Genomic DNA, 22,079 nt, shown 5'->3' on the forward strand with positions numbered 1-22,079 from the left:
CACCAGGCGCCGAACGGTCTCCACCACTTCCCCCGGGAGGCTCCCGTGCCCGTCCCCGCCTGGTCCCGCCGCACCTTCCTGACCGCCGCCTCGGCGGCCGCGGTCGCCCTCGGACTCCCCTCCGCCGCCCACGCGGCGGAGGACGAGTTCGAGGCGCTACGGCTCCGCTGGCTCGACCTCCAGCTCGGCTCCGGCTTCGACGCCGCCGCCGAGCCCTATGCCTCCCGCCTCGCCGAGACGGGCACCCTTGCCCGGACCTTCCGCACCGGCATGGCGCCCACCCCCACCTCACTCTGGCCGGACGCCCCCTTCGACCCGCCGGCCGGCATCACCCAGAGCTACAGCCGCCTGTGGACCATGACCCAGGCGTACATACAGCCCGGCACCGGACTCACCGGCGACGCGAGCCTGCTCGCCGACGTCCTGCGCGGCCTCGACCACCTCTCCGCCACCGTCTACCGGGCGGGCGCCCCCCGCTACGGCAACTGGTGGGAGTGGCAGATCGGCAGCCCCCGCCTCCTCATGGACATCGTCGCCGCGCTCCACCCGCACCTCGGCGCCGAACGGATCGCCGCCGCCTGCGCCGCCGTCGACCACTTCGTCCCCGACTCGGTGCTCACCAACTACACCGGCACCTCCACCGGCGCCAACCGCGTCGACCTCTGCCGTTCGGTCGCCCTGCGCGGGGTCCTCGGCGCAAGCCCCGCCAAGATCGCCCTCGCCCGCGACGCGCTCTCGCCGGTCTTCCCGTACGTCACCCGGGGCGACGGCCTCTACGCCGACGGCTCCTTCGTCCAGCACACCTGGATCGCCTACTCCGGCACCTACGGGCAGGTCATGCTCGACGGTCTCGGCCGCCTCTTCTCGCTGCTCGCCGGATCCAGCTGGGCCGTCACCGACCCGAACCGGCAGATCGTCCTCGACAGCGTCGAGAAGGCCTACGCGCCGCTCATCTACGACGGCCTGATGATGGACAGCGTCAACGGACGTGCCATCAGCCGCGGGTACCTCAAGAACGACGACCGGCGGATCATGCGCTCCGACCACTTCCACGGCCAGGGCGTCATCGCCGCCATCGCCCTGCTCGCGGGCGGCGCCTCCGCCGCCGAGCGCGACCGCTGGCACGCGCGCGTGAAGGGCTGGATCCAGCGCGACACCGTCTCCCCGATCCTGTCCGCCCGGCAGTTCGGCGTCGCCGACCTCGCCCGGCTGCACGCCGTGGCCGCCGCCCCCGTCCCGGCCGCCCCCGAACCCACCGGCCACCGGCTCTTCACCGCCATGGACCGGGCCGTCCACCGCCGCCCCGGCTGGGCCGCCAACATCGCCATGGCATCGGACCGGATCTCGTACTACGAGTGCGGCAACGGCGAGAACCCGCGCGGCTGGCACACCGGCGCCGGCATGCTCTCCTGGTGGACCCCCGGCCTGGGCGACCAGTACACCGACTGGTTCTGGCCGACCGTCGATCCGTACCGGCTGCCCGGGACCACCGTCTCCACCCGGCGGCTCGCCGACCGGGCCGGCGGCGAGTGGGGCGCGCCCAAGCCCGCCGTGCGCTGGGTCGGCGGGGCCACCGACGGCGAGTACGCGGCGATCGGCCAGCACCTGAAGGGCCTCGGCTCCACCCTTGAGGCCCGCAAGTCCTGGTTCTGCGCGGCCGACGCGGTGATCTGCCTCGGCGCCGGGATCACCGCGACCGACGGCGTGCCCGTCGAGACGATCGTCGACAACCGCCTCCTCGGCGAGTCCGGCACCCAGGCCTTCACGACCGGCACCGGCTGGGCCCATCTGGAGGGCCACGGCGGCTGGGTGTTCCCCCGGGGCGCCGCCCCGGGCGGCGCCGACGGCCTGCGCACCCTGCGCGAGGACCGCACCGGGGCCTGGAGCGACATCAACACCACCAGCTCCACCGAGCGCAGGACCCGCCGCTACCAGACGCTCTGGCTGGACCACGGCACGGACCCGGTCGCGGCCGGGTACGCGTACCTCCTGATGCCGGGCGCCTCCCGGCGTACGCTCGCGGCCCGCGCCGCCGACCCCGGCTGGCTGCACGTTCTCGACAACACGGCCGAGCGGCAGGCGATCGCCGTTCCGTCCCTCGGACTGACCGCCGCGAACCTCTGGCAGGCCGGTACGGTGGGACGCCTCACGGCCACCGCGCCCGCGAGCGTCCTCGTCCGGCGGCGCCGCTCGGTGCTCGACCTGAGGGTCTCCGAACCGCTCCGCACGGGGCAGCCCCTGGAGCTGGTGTGGGACGGTCCGGTCCGCCGGGTCCTCGCGCACGACCCCTCCGTGGAGGTCCTGGCCACCGGCCGCTCGCTGCGGGTGCGGATCACCCCGGGTACCCAGGGGGCGACCCATCGTTGCGAGGTGCTCGTCTAGATCCACCGAGGTCCATGTCGAGACCCTACAAACACGAGGGGTACCTGGCTGTTGACTCGGGCTGGTCAGGGCGTCGTTCTGTCCAGCCCCACCAGGATTCGACACGGGAGACTGTACGGAGTCGACGGCGGGGTTTTCTTGTTCGACTTCGTAGGGTCGGTACATGACCGTTGTGGACCAGATCCCGAGCGAGCCCGCTGACGCCCGTGGCCGTGTGGCCGAGCTGCACGTCCTGCGCGAGCAGGCGCTCCGCGGCCCGAGTGACCGGGCGACCGAGGCCCAGCGCGCGAAGGGCAAGCTGACGGCGCGCGAGCGCATCGAGCTGCTGCTCGACCCGGGTTCCTTCAACGAGGTCGAGCAGCTGCGGCGGCATCGTGCGCAGGGTTTCGGTCTGGAGGCGAAGAAGCCGTACACCGATGGTGTGATCACCGGTTGGGGGACGGTGGAGGGCCGGACGGTCTTCGTGTACGCGCATGATTTCCGGATCTTCGGCGGGGCGCTGGGTGAGGCGCACGCGACGAAGATCCACAAGATCATGGACATGGCGATCGCGGCGGGTGCTCCGCTGGTGTCGCTGAACGACGGTGCGGGTGCGCGTATCCAGGAGGGCGTCTCGGCGCTGGCGGGGTACGGCGGCATCTTCCAGCGCAACACCCGGGCGTCGGGTGTGATCCCGCAGATCTCGGTGATGCTCGGCCCGTGTGCGGGTGGCGCGGCCTACAGTCCGGCGCTGACGGACTTCGTGTTCATGGTCCGTGAGACCTCGCAGATGTTCATCACCGGTCCGGACGTCGTCAAGGCGGTCACCGGCGAGGAGATCACCCAGAACGGCCTCGGCGGTGCCGACGTCCACGCGGGTGTCTCCGGCGTCTCCCACTTCGCGTACGACGACGAGGAGACCTGCATCGCGGAGGTCCGCTACCTCCTGTCGATGCTCCCGCAGAACAACCGCGAGAACCCCCCGGCCGTCGCCTCCGAGGACCCGGCCGACCGCCGCTCCGACGTCCTGCTCGACCTCGTGCCGGCCGACGGCAACCGCCCGTACGACATGCACAAGGTCATCGAGGAGCTCGTCGACGACGGCGACTACCTGGAGATCCACGAGCGCTGGGCCCGCAACATCATCTGCGCCCTCGCCCGGCTCGACGGCCAGGTCGTCGGCATCGTCGCCAACCAGCCCCAGACGCTGGCCGGCGTCCTCGACATCGAGGCCTCCGAGAAGGCCGCCCGCTTCGTGCAGTTCTGCGACGCCTTCAACATCCCGATCATCACCCTTTTGGACGTCCCCGGCTTCCTGCCCGGCGTCGACCAGGAGCACGGTGGAATCATCCGCCACGGCGCGAAGCTGCTCTACGCGTACTGCAACGCGACCGTGCCCCGGATCTCGCTGATCCTGCGCAAGGCCTACGGCGGCGCCTACATCGTCATGGACTCCCAGTCCATCGGCGCCGACCTGACGTACGCCTGGCCCACCAACGAAATCGCGGTCATGGGCGCCGAGGGCGCCGCCAACGTGATCTTCCGCAAGCAGATCGCGGAGGCCGAGGACCCCGAGGCCATGCGAGCCCGCATGGTCAAGGAGTACAAGGCCGAGCTGATGCACCCGTACTACGCGGCGGAGCGCGGCCTGGTCGACGACGTCATCGACCCCGCCGACACCCGCCAGGTGCTCATCAGGTCCCTCGCGATGCTCCGCACCAAGCACGCCGACCTGCCGTCCCGCAAGCACGGCAACCCGCCTCAGTAAGAGGAGTCATCCACGTGACCACGCCTGCCAATCTTCTCCGCGTCGAGAAGGGCCACGCCGACCCCGAGGAGCTCGCCGCCATCACCGCGGTGCTGCTCGCCCGCGCCGCCTCCCGTTCCGACGAGGGCGCGGCGAGCGACCACCGCGGCCGCACCACGGCCGGCTGGCGCCGCCTGGAGCGCGAGCACGGCTTCCGCGCGCCGCACAGCTGGCGCTGACCCGTACGGCGGAACGAGGGCCGGACCCCGGTGACACACCGGGGTCCGGCCCTCCTCCGTACCCGGACCCCTAGTTCATCAGTGCCTGTACGAGCACGATGCCGCCCCAGACCAGGGCGCCGATGATGGCGAGGAGGATCAGGACCGCCGCGCAGCCGAGCGCGATCTCGCCCTTGGTGAGGGGCTTGACCGGGGGCTTGTCGGGAGCGCCGGGGGCCTGACCGCCGTCCGGGGCCGCGCCCGCCGTCCACGCCTGGCCGGCGGAGGCGGACGGACCGGCAGAGGCGGACGGACCCGACGGGGCCGCTGCCGAAGCCGCCGGGCCGGAAGCCGCTGGGCCTGACGCCGCCGGTCCGGAAGCCGCCGGGCCGGAAGCCGCCGGTCCGGACGAGGAGGCGGCCGTACCCGACGTACCGGAGGCAGCGGCCGGTCCCGAGGCCGCCGTACCCGACGAGGCCCGTCCCGAGGCCGCCGCCGAGCCGGACGACCCCATCCAGCCCGACCCCGACGCCTTCGGGCCCACGCCGGACGAGGCCGACGCGCTCCTCGAAGCCGCCCCCGACGCCCCCGCCGCCCGCCCCGTCGCCGACGACCGGCCCGGGCCCTCGACGAACGGGTCCGAATAGCCGCCCGTGGTGCGCGCGCACCACGGGCAGGACGTGAGATGGCCGCCGTGGTGGTGCTCCGCCACCACCCCGCACTGGACGACACCCGACCGCGCCTCGTCCAGCGCCTCCAGCCACGCCGCCGACGAGGGCCGCCGCCGCGGGTCCCGGACGCCCGGCCCGAACGCCCGCCGGGCGAGCTCCACCACCCGGGGCGGCAGCACCTCGGGCGGCAGCAGCTGCCCCGGGGTCCGCACCCGCGCCGGGTGGACCAGGAAGGACGTACCGGCCTGGATGTTGTCCTTGCGGGTCGCCTCGTCCGCGCCGTGCAGCGGGGCCCCGTCGAACGGGTGGTTGCCGGCGCTGAGCAGCTGGTAGACGAGCACGGCGAGCGCGAAGTCGTCCGAGTGCCGGGTCGGCGGCTCCCCGGAGTACCGCTCGGGCCCCGCGTAGTCGTCGGTGAACACGTCGCTGCCGAAGGACTCCCCGGTCAGCGCGTCGGTGAAGGCGAACGAGTCGCAGTCCAGGAAGGTGACGAACCCGTTCGGGTCGACGACCGCGTTGGAGCTCGACAGGTCCCCCACGACGAAACGCTGCTGGTGCAGCTCCGCCGTCATGTACGCGAGGTTCGAGGCCGCCGCGAGCAGGAACTTCCAGTGCGCCCGGCCGCCGAACCTGCGCAGCCGCACCCGCTTCTGGAGGAGTCCGCTCAGCGAGGTGTGCTCCGTCGGGTCGAGGAGCGGCATGGCGTAGCCGACCGGCCGCGCGCCGGCCTCGACCACGTCGACCGGCCAGACCAGCATCGGGGGCTGGCCCGGCGCCAGTTCCTCCCCGGCCAGCGGGTCGGCCCGGAGCATCGCCGCGATCCGGCGCAGCTGGGCGTCGTCCGGTGGCCGGTCGTAGATCTTGGCCACGAGGTCGGGGCGCTCGTTCAGCCCCCACACGCTGCCCTGGCCGCCGGTGCCCAGCGGCTTGGGTCCGCGGGTGACGCGCGTGCCGTCACCGAGGACCAGGAAGGGGGCGTTCAGATGGTCGGCCCCGCCGATGTCGTCGTTGTCAGCCGCAGTCATGTCCGTATCGCCCACAGGAGAGTCTTGTCGTCCCCGGTCACCCGGGTGATCTGGTCCGAGCCGAGGAAGGCCTTGAGCCTTCGTTCCTCCTCGTCGTGCTCGTAGTCGGGCCGGGCGAGCCGGTCGAAGAGATGCCCGAGGAAGGCGTCGTGCGGCAGCGGGGGCCCGGAGGGGGCCCGCCGCAGCAGCGCGTGGGTCAGGCCGTCCGTGGACAGCAGCACCCCCTCGACCCCCTCGTCGCGGACGCAGTCCACCCGGAGCTGGTCGAGGGCGGTGGGCGAGCCGACGAACACGGTCTCGTTCGCGTACTCGCTGCCGGTGTGGGCGCGGGGCAGCAGGTGGTACGAGGCGGGGTGCGCGGGATCGCCGCCGATGGGGTTCCCGGCCGGGGCCCCGGCGCCCTCCTCGGCCGCCCCCTGACCCGTACCGCCGTCGGTGCGGACGACGACGAGACCGTCGCCGACCGACAACTGCCCGAGCCAGCCCGGTGCGAGGACCACCACCGTCAGCGTGGTGGCGTAGAGCCCGGGGGGACCCTGGCACCACCGCAGGAACGCGTCCCGCACCTGGTGGAACGCCTCCGTCAGCTGCTCCTTGCGGGCCCGGGCGTCCGGCAGCCGCTCCCAGGCCGTGACCACCGGCTCGAACGCCCGCGTCGCCAGCTGCACCACCTGCGCGGAGCCCGCGCCGGAGTACGGCGCGCTCCCCGCGCCGTCCGCCACCGCGAGCACCAGACCCGACGGGGTGACGCGGCACCGCCACGCGTCCTGGCAGGGCGTCCCCTCCCGGAGGTGCCGGTAGCCCTGCGCGCTCGTGCCGTGCACCCGCCAGCCCTTGGGGGACCCGTCGGCCGGCCTCACGCCGGGACCTGTCCACCGCCGCGCCGACGCTTCAGCCGGGCGAAGATCTCCTGGAACTCGGCCTCCGCCGCGCCGCCCTGGGTGGCCTTGGCGCTGTGCGACATCGCGGTGAGCAGCTCCGCGAACGGGAAGCCGTCCAGCCAGGCGTTGTAGTGCGGCGCCAGCTCCTGGAGGACCCCCTCCGCGCCCGTGTGCCGCTCGCCGACCCCGACCGCGAACAGCCGGAAGCGCTGCTCCTCCTCCGCCTTGCGCAGATCGGGCAGCAGCTCGCGGTAGGCGTACGAGAAGTTGCCGCGGATGTCGCTGGGGTAGCCGTCGGTGACGACGCAGATCTGCGGGCGGTAGTACGTCAGGCCCTCGGCGCGCAGCCCCGCCTTGTAGTCGGCGACCACCTCCATCGCCAGGCGCAGCGCCCGGTCGAGCAGGGTCACGCCGTTGGCGCGGAGCACCGGCGGCCGGAACTCGTGGGCCGGGACGAACGGGCTGTGGGGCCACTCCGGCGCGGTGGTCCCGAGCGGGGTGCAGCCCTGCCAGACCGTGATGCCGTCGCTGCCGCCGAAGGTGATGACGGCGACGTCGACGGCGGCGCTGAGCGCCATGTCGTCGACGAGGCTCGTCGCCCAGGAGGTGAGCGCGGAGTTGAGCGCGTCGATGGCGCCGTGCTGGCTCAGGGAGGAGGAGGTGTCCAGGCAGAGCAGGAGCGGCAGCCGCTGGGCGCTGTCGAACTCGAAGCCCATGTACGGCACGGGGAGCGGGGCTTCGTCGGGCTGAGGCGTGGGAAACACGGCTACTCCGTGGAACGACGGGGACGGATGGGCATGCGTCGTGGGGGGGTGTGCGGTGCGAGCGGTACGGATGTGGGGGAGGTCAGTGGAGCGGGCCGGCCACCAGCGAGGGAGGCTCCGAGTCCGGTGTCACCGTGACGCGGACGAGGTCGCCGGGGCGCGGGTACGCCGATGCGGAGCCCTGCCAGCGGGCCCGGCACAGGGCGCCCTCCCACTCGACGTAGCCCTCGGGGCGCAACCAGGTCGCGGCCGTGACGACGAACCGCTGCCCGCCGCCGAGCGCCACGGTGTCGCGGTCGCCGCCGCCATGGAGCGCCTGCCGGGCGGGCTCGCCGGCCGGCCCGCCCCCGGCGGGAAGGGGCAGCGGCGGTTCGGTCCCCGGTACGGAATGGGTCTCGGCGGACGGAAGCCGGCGCGGCTCCTCGTGCGGCACCCGGCGCGGCTCGGAGTCCGGCTCGGAGCGGGTTTCGGAGCGCGGGTCGGCCGGGGGTTCGGACCGTGGCGTGGCGCCCGGCGGCGTGGTGTGCCGCGCGCGGTCGTCGGGGTCGCCGCCCCCGGTGCCGTCCGCCCGGGAAGCACCGGCCGCCGGGGGCGCCTCCTGCGGATCCGGCCCGGTGCGCTGCGGCAGCACGACGGCGGCCGTGTCGAGCAGCGCCCGCCCGGCCCACCGCACCAGGTCGCCCACCAGGCCGGGGGACGGGGCCGCCGGGCCGCGACGGCCCGGCTCCGCGCCCGGTCCGGCCGCGGGGCGCGCCGGGGGAGCGGCCGCGCCCGGCGGAGCCGTACGCCCGGCTTCGGGCCCGGGCGAGGCCGCCCGGCCTCCGCCGGACCGCCGCCGACCGTCGCCCTCCCGCCGACCGTCGCCCTCGCGCCGACCGTCGTCCTCGCGCCGCGGGTCGCCCCGGCGGGCCTCCGCCTCGCGCTGCCGGTCGGCCTCGCGGCGCGCCTCGGTCTCGTGCCGCTCCTGCGCCTCGCGCCTCAGCCGGGCCTCGCGTCGGGCTTCGGCCTCGTGCCGCTCCTGCGCCTCCCGCCGGGCCTCTGCCTCACGCCGCTTCCGGGCGTCCCGCCGGGCCTGTGCCTCGTGCCACTCCTGCGCCTGGCGTCGCATCTCGGCCTCCCGCCTCTCCTCGGCCTCGCGGGCCCGGCGCGAGCGGCCGGAGCGCCAGGAACCCGTGCTGGACCACATGATGGCGAGGGCCGCCATCAAGGGGATCACCGTGACCGTCAGCACGACGGCGGCCCATTCCATCCGGTCACTCCCACGAGGTGAGGTCATCGGTGCTCCGGAGCACGAAGCCGAGGTCGTGGCACTCCCGCAGCAGCCGTACCGCCGAGTCGAGGAGCCGGTCCAGGGTCGCGGCGAACCCGTCGGCCGACAGGTGCGCGGCCAGCGGCAGGGCGAGGACCGCGGAGAGCAGTGGTTCCTCGCTGTGCTCGTCGCCCAGGATCGCCGTGGGGGTCACCTCGCGGGAGTTCCAGGCGGTCGCGGCGGCGGCGGTGGGCGCGAGCCGGTCCACGGGGACCAGGGTCCCGTCGGTGACGGCCACCACGAGGGAACCGGCCGCGGGGCTGATGTCGACGGTGAGCCGGGGTCCGGCGGGGCCGCCGACCGTGGTCTCCAGGTAGAGGGCGCCGTCCTCGCTGGCGACGGGTTCGCCGCGGCGGCGCGCCCACTCCCGTACCAACGGCTCCCAGCCGCCCCGCAGTTCGTGGACGCGCTCGGCGCTCTCGGCGGCTCCGGCGGGTCCGGCCGGTCCAGGGTGCTCAGCGGGCATCGTGCAGAACCGCCTTCCGGAGGAGGGAGCGGGTCAGCCCCGTGTCGAGGAGCCGGGCGGCGAAGGGGCGTAACGCGCACGGGTCGCCGGCGCCGGGCTTCGCCGGCACATGGCAGCGGTGCGGCGGATCGGGCACCGGCACGGTCCGCTGCCGGGGCACCGTGCCGTCGGTGTCGTCGGCGGAGGGCTCGGGCGCCAGGAGGGCGCCGAGCACGCTCAGGACCTGGGAGGGCAGCGGCCGGTCGTTCCGCCCGGGTGCCAGGCAGGCGGTGATGAGCGCGCCGAGCGCCCCCGGGACGCCGGTGAGCCGGGGCGGCGCCCCCTGGAGGATGCGGATGCTCGCGGGCTGGCCGGTGCCGAACGGGGGCCGGCCGGTCGCCGCGTAGGCGAGGACGGCGCCGAGCGCGAACACGTCGACCGCGGCGGTCGGTTCCTGCCCCATGAGCTGCTCGGGCGCCATGTAGCCGTGGGTGCCGAGGATCGTGCCCGGCAGGGTGAGCCCCCGCGTCCCCTTCGTGGTCCGGGCGATGCCGAAGTCGATGAGCCGCGGTTCGCCGCTCTCCAGGATGATGTTGGCGGGCTTGACGTCGCGGTGGATGACCCCGCGCGCGTGCACCTCGGCGAGCGCCTCGGCGAGCATGGCGCCGAGCTCGGCGACCTGCCGTTCGGTCAGCGGCCCCTGCTCGACCACCCTGGCCTCCAGGGTGGGCCCGGCCACGTACCGGGTGGCGAGCCAGAGGGGCGGGGTGATCGTCTCCGCGGCGTAGACCGGGACGGTGTAGGGGCTGTGGACGTCCCGGAGGGCGTGCACCTCGCGGTTGAACCGCGCCCTGATCTCGTGGATGTCGGCCAGTTCGCGGCGGATCACCTTGACCGCGACCCGCTGGCCGGCCCGGGTGCGGCAGAGGTAGACCTTGCCCATTCCCCCGTCGCCGAGGACGCGCACCACGTCGAAGGGACCGATGCGGTCCGTCCCGTCGTACGAGCTCATGCTTCCTCCCCCGAGGTCCCCCGGACAACGTAGTGGACGCGCGGGATCCTGGTGGCGGTTTCACGCCGAAGGCCGCGCTCCCCGGGGGGAACGCGGCCTTCGGTACCTGGACGCCGGGGGACAGCTACCGGAGCCGGGCCATGAGGGCGTGCTCGACGAGCGTGATGAGGGCGCTCTTGGCGTCGGCGCGGTGGCGGGCGTCGGTGGTGATGATGGGGGTGTCGGGGCCGATCTGCAGGGCCTCGCGGACTTCTTCGGGCTGGTAGGGCTGGTTGCCGTCGAAGCCGTTGAGGGCGATGACGAACGGCAGGCCGCTGTTCTCGAAGTAGTCGACGGCGGGGAAGCAGTCGGCGAGGCGGCGGGTGTCGACGAGGACGACGGCGCCGATGGCGCCGCGGACCAGGTCGTCCCACATGAACCAGAAGCGGTCCTGGCCGGGGGTGCCGAACAGGTACAGGATCAGGTCCTGGTCCAGGGTGATGCGGCCGAAGTCCATGGCGACGGTCGTCGTCGTCTTGTCGCCGGTGTGGGTGAGGTCGTCGATGCCCGCGGAGGCGGACGTCATGACGGCTTCGGTACGCAGCGGGTTGATCTCCGAGACGGCGCCGACGAACGTGGTCTTGCCCACGCCGAAGCCACCCGCCACCACGATCTTCGCGCTGGTGGTTGAACGGGCCGCGCCGCCGCTAGAGCTTGCGAAGTCCACTGAGCACCCTTTCGAGCAGTGTCACGTCTGGCTGACCGCCGGCGGCCTCGTCGCCGCCCGGCTGGTGGATGGCGACGAGTCCGGCCTCGGCCAGGTCGGCGACGAGGATTCGGGCGACGCCGAGGGGGATGGAGAGAAGGGCCGAGATCTCCGCGACCGACTTGATCTCGAAGCAGAGCCGGCAGATCCGCTGGTGCTCGGGCAACTGCCCCTGCAGCCTGGACGGATCGGCGGTCGTGCTGACCAGCGCCTCGATGGCGAGCTGGTAGCGCGGCCGGGTCCGGCCGCCGGTCATCGCGTACGGACGCACCAGCGGGTTGTGGCCGCCGCCCGCACTGCTGGAGCCGGCCGCCGACGGGGCGCGGGTGGCGCGGTGCGCGCCCGCGGACGGTCCCTGAGGCTGCTGATAGGGCTGCGACGCACCCTGTCTGCTCGGGGCGGAGGGAAAGTTGAACCGGTTCTGCGCGGTGTCGCCCAGCGGCGCCTGGTGCGCGTCATAACCGTTGTAAGGGCCTTGGCCCGGTGGTGTTCCCACGTCTCCTCCTCCGACTGCCTCGCGGTCCATGTCCCTTGGACCGCGCCACCGCACCCTACGGGGCGGTGGCGCGAAACGCACTGTCTGTCTGTTAGTTGAGAAGACTTCCCTGGAGCTCCGCCCGGAGGTCGGGAGTCAGGACGGTGCCCGCGCGGTCCACGAGCAGTGCCATCTCGTAGCCCACGAGGCCGATGTCGGCCTCCGGGTGCGCGAGCACGGCCAGCGAGGAGCCGTCCGAGATCGACATGATGAAGAGGAAGCCGCGCTCCATCTCCACCACGGTCTGATTGACCGCACCGCCCTCGAAGATCCGGGACGCGCCCGCGGTCAGCGAGGTCAGTCCGGAGGCGACGGCGGCCAGCTGGTCGGCGCGGTCCCGGGGGAAGCCCTCGGACATCGCCAGCAGGAGTCCGTCGGCGGAGACCACCACCGTGTGCGACACCCCGGGGGTGTTGTCCACGAAGTTGGTGATCAACCAGTTCAGATTCTGCGCCGCCTGGCTCATGCTCACACTAACGCTCCTGGTTGTAGGTACTGCCCGGGCCGAGGCCCGATCCGTTCGTGTCCGTTCCCGCGCTGCGTCCCTGCTGGACACCCCGGCGCAGGTTGCTCAACCTGCCCCGGACGTCCTCGGGTGCGCGGGAGACCTGGGGGCCGCCCTGCGGGGTCTGCTCCGCCGTGCCCTCGACCAGGTTGGCCTTCGGGACCCGGCGGGGGAGTCCGGACGAGGTGACCCCGCCGGCCTTCGGGTCCTTGAGCTTCCCCGCCCGCTGCCAGCGCTCGTCGTTGGTCGAGCGCCATTCGTCGTCGGTGTCGGCCTCGTTCTGCTGCTGCTCCTGCGCCGGCTGCGCGGGCTTCGCCTGCTGCGGTGCCTGCTGCTGCGGCGCCTGCTGGGTCGGCGAGGCGACGCTGCCGCGGCGCGGCAGTCCGGCGTCGGTCAGCGCGTGACCGGCGTCCGGGGCGGCATTCGGGGTCGGACCCGGACGGTCGAAGCCTACGCGGTCGCGGCCCTGTTCGGGAGCGCTCGGAGCAGATTCCGATTCCGCTCCGTACGGCTGCTGGTAGCCGCCCTGGTAAGCGCTCTGATCCTGCCACTCTGCCTGGTGGGACTGGGGTTCGAACGCATTGCCGTACTGCTGGTGTTCGGTCTCCGGGGCCTCGTACGAAGCTTCCGCATAGCCCTGCTGGGGGTACGCCTCGTAGCCCTGCTGCGGGTACCCGTAGCCGTCCTGCTGCTGCGGGTATCCGGCCGCGTACTCCTGGCCGTACTCCTGCGTCTGCTGCTGCCCGTACTCCTGGGCCGGGGCGTACTGCTCGCCCGGGTACTCCTGAGCATGCTGGGGCTGCTGCTGCCCGTAGTCCTGCGCCGGGGCGTACTGCTCCGTCGGGTACTCGTGGGCCTGCTGGGGCTGCTGCCCGTACTCCTCGGCCGGCGCCTCGTCGCGGAAGAGCGGGCGGTCGCCGCCCTGCGCCTGCGCCTCCAGGGCGGCCCGCCGGCCCTCGCGCTTCAGCGAACGGTCGACCGGGTCGAGCGGACGCTCCTCCTCGGCCGGCTGCTCGTAGCGCGAGTCGTCGAAGCCGAGGTCGGCGGCGGTCAGCATCGGCTGCTGCTGCTGCGGGGCGCTCTCGAAGGCGTTCTGCTGCTGCTGCGGAATGATCTGGGAGACCGTGAAGTCGTCCTGGATCGGCTGCTCGCCACCGCCACCGTGGGTGATCGCGTCCGGCAGCATGACCAGCGAGGTCGTACCGGCCTGCTCGCCCGAGGGGCGCAGCTGGACCCGGATGCCGTGGCGGTCCGCGAGGCGGCCGACCACGAAGAGGCCCATGCGCTGCGAGACGGCGGCGTCCACGGTCGGCGGGTTGGCCAGCTTGTGGTTGATGTCCGCGAAGTCCTCGGCGGTGAGGCCGATGCCCTTGTCGTGGATCTCGACCATCACGCGGCCGTCGGGGAGACGGGTCGCGGTGACGCGGACCTTGGTCTGCGGGGAGGAGAACGTGGTGGCGTTCTCCAGGAGCTCGGCGAGCAGGTGCACGAGGTCGGTCACGGCCTGGCCGTGGATCTCGGCCTCGGGGACGCCTGCCAGCTCGATGCGCTCGTACTGCTCCACCTCGGAGGAGGCGGCGCGCATCACGTCGACCAGCGGGACCGGCTGGTCCCAGCGGCGGCCCGGCTCCTCGCCGGCGAGGACGAGGAGGTTCTCGCCGTTGCGGCGCATACGGGTCGCCAGGTGGTCCAGGCGGAAGAGGTTCTCCAGCTGGTCCGGGTCGGCCTCGTTGTTCTCCAGGTCGGTGATGAGGGTCAGCTGGCCCTCGATCAGCGACTGGTTGCGGCGCGAGAGGTTGGTGAAGATCGCGTTGACGTTGCCCCGGAGCATGGCCTGCTCGGCGGCGAGCCGGACGGCCTCGCGGTGGACCTGGTCGAAGGCGCGGGCGACCTCGCCGATCTCGTCCTGGGTGTCGATCGGGATGGGCTGGACGCGGGTGTCGACGCGGCCCGGCTCGGTGCGGGAGAGCTGGTCGACCAGCATCGGCAGGCGCTGCTCGGCGATGCCGAAGGCGGCGGTGCGCAGCTGCTGCATCGAGCGGCTCATCTGGCGGGCCATCATCCCGGCGAGGATGAAGGCGGCGAGCAGGGCGATGACGACGATGCCACCGTTGACCCAGGCGTCCGTCTTGGCCTCGTCGGAGATCTTCGCGGCCTCGGCGACGGCCCGGTCGACGAGCGCCTTCTCGACCTCGGAGTAGCCCTCGAACTTGGCGGTGGCGACGGCCATCCAGGTCTCGGCGGTGATGCCCTTGGACTTCAGGGCCGCGAGGGCCTCGGGGCTCTTGGCGGTGCCGATCGCGGAGGCGACGCCCGAGTAGACGGAGCCGTCCTTGCCCTTGGGCAGCTCGACGCCGGCGGCCTGCATCTGCTTGGCGCCCTCGGTCGCCTTGGCCGTCATGACCTTCTTCAGCAGCTCGACGTCCTCGGGCAGACCACCGGAGGAGAACTCGCCGAGGGCGATCTGCTCCAGGTAGTTGTACGAGTTGAACGCCACGGACTGCTGGGCGAAGACGGCTTCGGTCCGGTTGGGGCGTACCAGGAGCTGGGTGCCGATGGAGCGCTGGAGGGACTCGGCGCCCTTGGCCAGCTGGATGGCGTAGACGCTGCGGCCGTAGGCCGTGATGTTGCCGGTGCCGAGGCCGAGCTCGTTGGAGAACTCGGTGAGGTAGTGCTGGACGCCGGTGTACTGGAGCTGGGTGTTCACCGGGTCGAGGGAGCGGCTGTACGCGGCCTTGCGCAGCGCGTCGAGCTTCGGCTCCTCGTCGCGGAAGAGGCGCAGGCGGCGCTCGAGGCCCTGGCCCGAGGGCAGGTTCTTCGCGGCCTCGTCGAACCTGACCTTGGCGGCGTCGGTCGCGGCGTACGCCTTGGTGACCTCCTCGCCCTTGCGGTCCTCGGGGCTCTGCGCGGCCAGCAGCGGGCCGGCGGTGAGGTCCCGCTCGTTGAGCAGGGCGGTGCTGTACTCCGAGGCGGCGCGCACGATGAGCGCCGTCTTCTCGGCGTCCTGGGCCTCCTGCCAGGTGTCGATGGACCCCTTGACCTGGAAGCCGCCCATGACGAGGCCGACGAGCACGGGTATGAGGAGGATGGCGTTCAGCCGGGTGGGCACCCGCCAGTTGCGGGGCGACAGCTTGCTGGAGCTTCCCGTGGCGGCTGCCGCGGTGGGCGGCGGCGTGACGGGCACGTCCGCGGGCGACACGGCTGTGCGCGACGGCGGCGTGAAGTTGCCCCGCGTCTCCTGCTCCGCGGAGCTTTCCTTGCTTCGCCTCACTCGACCAACAACCTCTCGGCGTCGGCACCTACGTTGTGCCGGTGTTTCGTTCAGGGCCGTACTACTCGGGAGTTCATGAATTGCAGCACGTGAAGGGGGTCGGTTCCAAACAGTGGGATGCGGCCGTCTTCAGCCGTCCGGGCCTCGTATAAAACGGGCATAAAGAGCGAGCCCCGCCAAATGGCGGGGCTCAGGTGAGCGCAGCGACACCGATCGGATGCGTCGGGTGTCCGAGGCGCCCCAATTCTCTGTCGAAACGTTATGAACGCCCGGGCGGCCGTGTCGAACGACACAGACCGCCGCTGGCGACGGCATATGACAACCGCCCCGGAGGTCCGGCTACTTGAGCCGGGCCATGAGGGCGTGCTCGACGAGCGTGATGAGGGCGCTCTTGGCGTCGGCGCGGTGGCGGGCGTCGGTGGTGATGATGGGGGTGTCGGGGCCGATCTGCAGGGCCTCGCGGACTTCTTCGGGCTGGTAGGGCTGGTTGCCGTCGAAGCCGTTGAGGGCGATGACGAACGGCAGGCCGCTGTTCTCGAAGTAGTCGACGGCGGGGAAGCAGTCGGCGAGGCGGCGGGTGTCGACGAGGACGACGGCGCCGATGGCGCCGCGGACCAGGTCGTCCCACATGAACCAGAAGCGGTCCTGGCCGGGGGTGCCGAACAGGTACAGGATCAGGTCCTGGTCCAGGGTGATGCGGCCGAAGTCCATGGCGACGGTCGTCGTCGTCTTGTCGCCGGTGTGGGTGAGGTCGTCGATGCCCGCGGAGGCGGACGTCATGACGGCTTCGGTACGCAGCGGGTTGATCTCCGAGACGGCGCCGACGAACGTGGTCTTGCCCACGCCGAAGCCACCCGCCACCACGATCTTCGCGCTGGTGGTCGACCGGGCCGCGCCGCCGCTAGAGCTTGCGAAGTCCACTGAGCACCCTTTCGAGCAGAGTCACGTCCGGCGTGCCGCCGGTCTCTCCGTTGCCCGGCTGGTGGATCGCCACCATGCCGGCCTCCGCCAGGTCGGCGACGAGGATGCGGGCGACACCGAGCGGCATGTTCAGCAGCGCCGACACCTCGGCCACCGACTTGACCTCGCGGCACAGGTGGCAGATCCGCTGGTGCTCCGGCAGCAGCGTGGCGAGGTGCGCCGGGTCGGCCGTGGTGCTGACCAGCGCCTCGATGGCGAGCTGGTAGCGCGGCCGGGTCCGGCCGCCGGTCATCGCGTACGGACGCACCAGCGGCTGGTCGCCCTCATGTCCGTACTCGTCGACTGAGGCGCCGTACGGATCGTGAGAGGCGGGGGGCGGGGTCATGAATCCTCCGGGCGTGACAGCAAACTCTCTGCCGTCTGATGGGGCCGGTGGGGGGCCGGGTGGGGCGGCCGGACGGTGAACGGTGCCAGGGCGGTACGGAGGGGCGTACCGCCCTGTCGGTCGGTCGTGCGGTGGAGCTGTCCGGGACTGCGTGACCGGCTAGTGGAGCAGGCTGCCCTGGAGCTCCGCGCGGAGATCAGGGGTGAGCACGCTGCCGGCCCGGTCGACCAGCAGCGCCATCTCGTAGCCCACCAGGCCGATGTCGCACTCGGGGTGCGCGAGCACGGCCAGCGAGGATCCGTCGGAGACCTGCATGAGGAAGAGGAAGCCGCGCTCCATCTCCACCACGGTCTGGGCGACGGGGCCCCCCTCGAAGATCCGGGACGCGCCCGCGGTCAGCGAGGTCAGCCCGGACGCGACCGCCGCCAGCTGGTCGGCACGGTCGCGGGGGAATCCTTCGGACATGGCCAGCAGGAGTCCGTCGGCGGAGACCACCACCGTGTGGGACACCCCGGGGGTGTTGTCCACGAAGTTGGTGATCAACCAGTTCAGATTCTGCGCCGCCTGGCTCATCGCGTTCAACTAACGCTCCTGCTGATGGTTCGGACCGAGGTGGTGATTACCCGTGGTCGAGTTACCTGCCTGACGGCCCTGCTGGATACCGCGGCGCAGATTGGTCAGCCGGCCGCGGACGTCATCGGGTGCACGCGAGACCTGGGGGCCGGCCGTGTGGGCCTGCTCCTGGGCGGTCCCGGGTACGAGGTTGGCCTTCGGCACGCGCCGGGGAAGGCCGGAGGTGGTGACGCCGCCGGCCGCGGGCTTGCGCACCCGCTCGGCCTGGCGCACCAGCTCGTCGTTGGGCGAGGTCCGCCAGGCGGCCCCGCCGTTCTGGCGGCCGTCGGCCGGGTCACCGGCCGGACGGGGCGCCGGAGCGGCCTGCTGCGGCGCGGCCGGAGCCGCCGCCTGCTGCTGTGCCTGCTCCTGCTGGAACCAGTTGGTCTCCAGCGTGTCGTACAGCGGCGTACGGCCGTCGCCCGCACCGGCCGGCGGCAGCGCCTCCGGACGGCGCGGCTGCTGGAGCTGCGGCTGCTGCGGACGCTGCTGCTGGACCGGCTCCGGGCGCGGGGCGCCGAAGTCGCCGCTGCCGCCACCGGTGCGCTGACGCGGAGCGGGCGGCTGCGGGGCCTGCTGCTGCGCCTGCGGTACGAAGGGCTGCCGGCCGAACTGCTGCTGCTGGCCGCCCTGGTAGCCCTGCTGCTGCGGGGCGTTCAGGTCCGGACGCGGGAACTGGCCGGTGGCACCGGGACCCTGCTGCTGGTTCTGCTGCTGGTTCTGCTGCGGGGCGCCGAAGTCCGGACGGGGGAACTGGCCGGTGGAGCCGGGGCCCTGCGGCGCGCCGAAGTCGGGACGCGGGAACTGCGCCGTCGACGCCGGGTCGGTGACACCGCCCTGGTACGTCTGGGGCTGCGGGACCTGCTGCTGGTTCTGCTGCTGCGGGCTCTGCTGCGGGGCGCCGAAGTCCGGACGCGGGAACTGGCCGGTGGAACCGGGGCCCTGCGGGGCCGGAGCCGCGAACGACCCCGTCGTCTCCGGGTCCTCGTGACCGCGCGGGGCGTCCAGCGGGGACATCTCCTGCTGCGGGCGGCGGACCGGCTGCCGGGCCTGGTCGTCGCCCCAGCTCGCGGCCTGCGGGCGCTGCGGCTGGGGGTTGCCCCCGGGCAGCTCGGCGCGCGGGAACTCGTACCCACCGGGCTGGTTGGCCCCCGGGGCCTGGCCCGGGCGGCCCTGTCCCCCTTGGCCCTGCGGCCCGGGAGGTGTCCCCAGCGGCGCGCCGGGTCCGGCCTGCGGCCCGCCCTGGCTGCCCCACACGTCCGTGCGGGAGGGGATGGCGCTCGCGGCGCCGCCGATGAGACCGCCACCGCCGGGGCCCGGCCGCAGCGGCTCGGAGCCCTGCGGGGCCTGCGGCGCCTGCGGGATCTGCGGCAGCTGACCGGTCCGGTCGAGCTGGGCGTTCTGCGGCTGCGGGGTGCGGGACTGCGGGGCGCCCTGCGGGCCGCCCGCGAGCGGGGCACCGTCACGGGCGGGCAGCGCGGCCCGGGGACCGCTCGTACCGACCTGACCGCGCGGCGCGCCGGCGCCCGTACCGAGGCGTCCGGCCGTCGCCGAGGGCGCACCGCCCTGGCCCGGACGGCCGCCGGGGCCGCCGGCAGCGCCGGGACCGGCGGGCAGCCGGCCGCCGGGAGCGCCGGAACCCTGCGGCACGGCGCCCTGGCCACCGGCACCCGGCTTGGGCATCGGGGGCTTCTTGCCGCCCTGGGCGACGTCGACCGGCAGCATGACGAGCGCGGTGGTGCCGCCCGAGTCGGAGGGGCGCAGCTGGATGCGGATGCCGTGTCGCAGGGACAGGCGGCCGACCACGAACAGACCCATGCGGCGGGAGACGGAGACGTCCACGGTGGGCGGCGAGGCGAGCCGCTCGTTGATCGCGGCGAGGTCCTCGGGGGAGAGGCCGATGCCGGTGTCGTGGATCTCGACGAGCACCCGGCCGTCGGGCAGCGCGTGACCGGTGACGCGGACCTTGGTCTGCGGCGAGGAGAACGAGGTGGCGTTCTCGAGGAGCTCGGCGAGGAGGTGCACGAGGTCGTTGACGACCCGGCCGGCGACCTCGGTCGCGGGGACCGCGGCGAGTTCGATGCGCTCGTACTGCTCCACCTCGGAGGCGGCGGCGCGGAGCACGTCGACCAGCGGGACCGGGCGGGTCCAGCGGCGGCCCGGCTCCTCACCGGCGAGGACGAGGAGGTTCTCACCGTTACGGCGCATGCGCGTCGCGAGGTGGTCGAGCTTGAAGAGCGAGGACAGCTGGTCCGGGTCGGCCTCGCGGGACTCCAGCTCGGAGATGAGCGAGAGCTGGCGCTGGATGAGGCCCTGGGAGCGCCGCGAGAGGTTGGTGAACATCGCGTTGACGTTGCCCCGGAGGAGGGCCTGCTCGGCGGCGAGGCGGACGGCCTCGCGGTGCACGTCGTCGAAGGCCGCGGCCACCTGGCCGATCTCGTCCCGGGAGTGCACACCGACGGACTCGACGGAGGTGTCGACGTCCTGCGGGTCGGACTCGGAGAGCTGCTTGACGAGCTCGGGCAGGCGTTCCTGGGCGACCTTGGTCGCGGTGTCCTGGAGCCGGCGCAGCGAGCGGATCATGGACCGGGCCACGACGAAGGCGCCGATGAGCGAGACGCCGAGGACGAGGAGGATCAGCGCACCGTTGATGATGGCGTCGCGCTGCGACTCCTGCCGCAGTTCACGGGCCATCGTCTCCATGTCGCCGAGCAGACCGCGCTCGATGCGGTTCATGGCGGCGATCTTGGTGCCGTACTCGTCGGTGAAGTTGAGGTGGCCGCGCTTGGGGCCGCTCTGCATGGCGTCGTCCATGTTGAGGACGCGCTCGGCGTACTTCTCCGCGGCGGTGATCGACGGGTTGCCGGTGTTGAGGGACGCGGTCCGCTCGGTGGCGTCACCACCGGTCGACTCGTAGATCGCCTGGAAGGACTTGAGCTCGACGCCCTCGGAGTTGAGGGCGGCCTCGCCGTACAGCCGGTCACCCTGCTGGATGGAGCCGGAGGTCTTGTCGCCGGCGGGCAGCGCCGCCGCGATGATCGCCTGCTGGATGGAGGCGTACTCCTTGGCGGACGAGAACGCGGCGAGCGCGCGGGTCCGCTTGATCATCTCGGGGTTGCTGGTCGCCTGCGCCATGTCCTGCGAGAGGCTGAGCAGCGAGCGGATGAGGCGGCTGTAGGCCTCGACCGTCACCGAGTGGGAGACGCCCTTCTCGTAGGCGTTGCCCCGGATGGTGTTCAGCTGGATGACCTGCGAGGCGATCTGGCTGACGTTCTGCCGGATGCTGCGCAGGGCCTCGTCGCCCTCGGTGGCCGGGATGTCCTCGGTGGCCTCCAGGAAGGCCTTGTACTCGCGGTCCGTCTTACGGCGCGGGTTGGCGACCTGGTAGTCGCTGACCGGGCGGCCGTTGGCCAGCGGACCGGCGGACAGGTCGCGCTCGGACTGCAGGGCCTGGGCGAGGTCGGTCGCCTCACGGGTCAGCTTGGTGAGCAGCTGCATGTGGTCGAGCTGCTCCATGTCCTGGAGCGACTCGCTGATGCGGATGCCGCCCAGGGTGGTCGCGGCGACCACGGGGAGGGTGAGGAGCGCGACCAAACGGGTGGAGATGCGCCAGTTGCGCAGGGCTATTCGCGGGCCGACCTCGTTCTCGGCCCGGGCCTTCGGGGGTGCCTCGGACGGCTCGGCGGAAGCGGCCGCGGCGCTGGTGCGCCTGCCGCCGTCACCGCCGTCGCCGGACGGTCCCTGACCCTGGTTCGGGGTGTGCGAGGCCGAGGGACCGCGGTCGGTCCCGGCGCGCGGTTCCTGCTCCGCCGGAGCATCCGCGCGGCCCTGGCGGGCCTGGGGAGACCCCGAGCCATCCCTCTTGAAACGTCCCTGCACTAGCGTCGCAACCTCTGGACCAGGCGTCCTTCCGGATGAACGGAGAGGACGGTGTCGGCGTCAATCGGGGTGTGTGGAGCACCCCAGGTGGTCGTCGGTGACCGGCGCAGTTCCCCCTTCCCCGCCACTCGGCCGGCGCTGCGTTGCGCCCCCTGCGCGCCGGCTTGAAACCCGCGGCGGTGCGTGGAATTCCAGCACAGTGCCGGATCTCCAACAAGGGCCGCGTGTCGCGCCGGGAGGGTCATGACAACCCGTGCGCATCCTGTCACGGCATGTAGAAGATGATCACGGAGGATTCGGACTTTTCCTCTCCAATGGCTCCGCGTGCCCGTGTGTCCCAGTCGACATGATCAGGAGCGGAATACAGCCTTCAGTGGCGGAATGTCCCTTTCCGTGACCTCGGGGGACAGTCCGTAATGCCCGGTATGTATCGCGATTGGTGAGCAAACTCACACGATGATCGATGTCTTAGCCATGCATTCGAAGGGAATCGCATGTTTAGCCTGACGCTTTACACCCCTTCGCGCCCGAACGCGGCGCCCGTTCCGGAACAAGGTCAGATCACCGCGATGAAGACGACGACGCCCGGCACCACGACGGCGAACCCCCGCCGCTCCACCCTCGTCCACCTCACGGACGCCGCAGAGCTCGGCCGCCCCGCGGTCCCCGAGTACGCGGCCGAGCTGCCGGCGAAGACGGCGAACCCCCGCCGCACCGTCCTCATGCAGCCCCCGGCCCCGTACCAGCCCCAGCCGTACGCCACCGCGTCCCGCTGACCCGAACCCCGAACACC

The 22,079-nt window shown here is 72.7% G+C and carries 18 protein-coding genes; 4 read left to right on the forward strand and 14 right to left on the reverse strand.

Annotated features, from left to right (window positions below; genetic code table 11):
- Positions 1 to 45 precede the first annotated feature (45 nt).
- The 3 genes from DEJ43_RS26175 (at position 46) to DEJ43_RS26185 (ending at position 4,347) form a co-directional block, all read left to right on the forward strand.
- Positions 46 to 2,382 (forward strand): polysaccharide lyase 8 family protein, encoded by a 2,337-nt coding sequence (locus DEJ43_RS26175; protein WP_041662903.1) that lies wholly within the window; start codon positions 46 to 48, stop codon positions 2,380 to 2,382.
- Between the two features lie 163 nt (positions 2,383 to 2,545).
- Positions 2,546 to 4,129, forward strand: coding sequence for an acyl-CoA carboxylase subunit beta (locus tag DEJ43_RS26180; protein ID WP_015036406.1), 1,584 nt, complete (start codon positions 2,546 to 2,548; stop codon positions 4,127 to 4,129).
- Positions 4,130 to 4,143: 14 nt separating this feature from the next.
- Positions 4,144 to 4,347, forward strand: coding sequence for an acyl-CoA carboxylase subunit epsilon (locus tag DEJ43_RS26185; protein WP_015036407.1), 204 nt, complete (start codon positions 4,144 to 4,146; stop codon positions 4,345 to 4,347).
- Positions 4,348 to 4,417: 70 nt separating this feature from the next.
- On the opposite strand, the gene DEJ43_RS26190 is transcribed toward DEJ43_RS26185, so the two are convergent.
- From DEJ43_RS26190 to DEJ43_RS26255, 14 genes are all read right to left on the reverse strand, one after another.
- Positions 4,418 to 6,022 (reverse strand): putative lipoprotein, encoded by a 1,605-nt coding sequence (locus DEJ43_RS26190; RefSeq protein WP_015036408.1) that lies wholly within the window; start codon positions 6,020 to 6,022, stop codon positions 4,418 to 4,420.
- Entirely contained in the window at positions 6,019 to 6,882 is an 864-nt protein-coding gene (locus DEJ43_RS26195; protein ID WP_015036409.1) for a PP2C family serine/threonine-protein phosphatase, read from the reverse strand. The genes DEJ43_RS26190 and DEJ43_RS26195 overlap by 4 nt, the downstream gene beginning before the upstream one ends.
- A complete protein-coding gene (locus DEJ43_RS26200) occupies positions 6,879 to 7,667 on the reverse strand; it encodes a vWA domain-containing protein (protein ID WP_015036410.1) in 789 nt (262 codons plus the stop codon). The genes DEJ43_RS26195 and DEJ43_RS26200 overlap by 4 nt, the downstream gene beginning before the upstream one ends.
- Positions 7,668 to 7,749: 82 nt before the next feature.
- Positions 7,750 to 8,916, reverse strand: a complete 1,167-nt coding sequence (locus DEJ43_RS38610; protein ID WP_015036411.1) for a hypothetical protein — start codon at positions 8,914 to 8,916, stop codon at positions 7,750 to 7,752.
- Positions 8,917 to 8,920: 4 nt separating this feature from the next.
- Positions 8,921 to 9,442 carry a hypothetical protein gene (locus DEJ43_RS26210; protein ID WP_015036412.1) on the reverse strand — a complete coding sequence of 174 codons (522 nt, stop codon included), beginning with the start codon at positions 9,440 to 9,442 and terminating at the stop codon, positions 8,921 to 8,923.
- Positions 9,432 to 10,433 carry a serine/threonine-protein kinase gene (locus DEJ43_RS26215; RefSeq protein WP_015036413.1) on the reverse strand — a complete coding sequence of 334 codons (1,002 nt, stop codon included), beginning with the start codon at positions 10,431 to 10,433 and terminating at the stop codon, positions 9,432 to 9,434. The genes DEJ43_RS26210 and DEJ43_RS26215 overlap by 11 nt, the downstream gene beginning before the upstream one ends.
- A gap of 124 nt (positions 10,434 to 10,557) precedes the next feature.
- Positions 10,558 to 11,139, reverse strand: a complete 582-nt coding sequence (locus DEJ43_RS26220) for a GTP-binding protein (RefSeq protein ID WP_015036414.1) — start codon at positions 11,137 to 11,139, stop codon at positions 10,558 to 10,560.
- Positions 11,120 to 11,674, reverse strand: coding sequence for a DUF742 domain-containing protein (locus DEJ43_RS26225; RefSeq protein WP_015036415.1), 555 nt, complete (start codon positions 11,672 to 11,674; stop codon positions 11,120 to 11,122). Before DEJ43_RS26225 ends, DEJ43_RS26220 begins: the two co-directional genes overlap by 20 nt.
- Positions 11,675 to 11,765: 91 nt before the next feature.
- On the reverse strand, positions 11,766 to 12,179 hold the full coding sequence (locus tag DEJ43_RS26230; protein ID WP_026057603.1) for a roadblock/LC7 domain-containing protein: 414 nt from the start codon (positions 12,177 to 12,179) through the stop codon (positions 11,766 to 11,768).
- A gap of 7 nt (positions 12,180 to 12,186) precedes the next feature.
- Positions 12,187 to 15,489 (reverse strand): sensor histidine kinase, encoded by a 3,303-nt coding sequence (locus DEJ43_RS26235; RefSeq protein WP_015036417.1) that lies wholly within the window; start codon positions 15,487 to 15,489, stop codon positions 12,187 to 12,189.
- Positions 15,490 to 15,828: 339 nt separating this feature from the next.
- A complete protein-coding gene (locus DEJ43_RS26240; protein ID WP_015036419.1) occupies positions 15,829 to 16,410 on the reverse strand; it encodes a GTP-binding protein in 582 nt (193 codons plus the stop codon).
- Entirely contained in the window at positions 16,391 to 16,795 is a 405-nt protein-coding gene (locus DEJ43_RS26245) for a DUF742 domain-containing protein (RefSeq protein WP_015036420.1), read from the reverse strand. The genes DEJ43_RS26240 and DEJ43_RS26245 overlap by 20 nt, the downstream gene beginning before the upstream one ends.
- A gap of 159 nt (positions 16,796 to 16,954) precedes the next feature.
- Positions 16,955 to 17,368 (reverse strand): roadblock/LC7 domain-containing protein, encoded by a 414-nt coding sequence (locus DEJ43_RS26250; protein WP_015036421.1) that lies wholly within the window; start codon positions 17,366 to 17,368, stop codon positions 16,955 to 16,957.
- 9 nt (positions 17,369 to 17,377) lie between these two features.
- Positions 17,378 to 21,286, reverse strand: coding sequence for a sensor histidine kinase (locus DEJ43_RS26255; RefSeq protein WP_015036422.1), 3,909 nt, complete (start codon positions 21,284 to 21,286; stop codon positions 17,378 to 17,380).
- Between the two features lie 569 nt (positions 21,287 to 21,855).
- Between DEJ43_RS26255 and DEJ43_RS26260 the strand changes: the two genes are divergently transcribed.
- Complete coding sequence (locus tag DEJ43_RS26260) at positions 21,856 to 22,062, forward strand: hypothetical protein (protein WP_041662906.1); 207 nt, start codon at positions 21,856 to 21,858, stop codon at positions 22,060 to 22,062.
- Positions 22,063 to 22,079: the final 17 nt, after the last annotated feature.

The sequence above is a fragment of the Streptomyces venezuelae ATCC 10712 genome, from assembly GCF_008639165.1.
Classification (GTDB): domain Bacteria; phylum Actinomycetota; class Actinomycetes; order Streptomycetales; family Streptomycetaceae; genus Streptomyces; species Streptomyces venezuelae.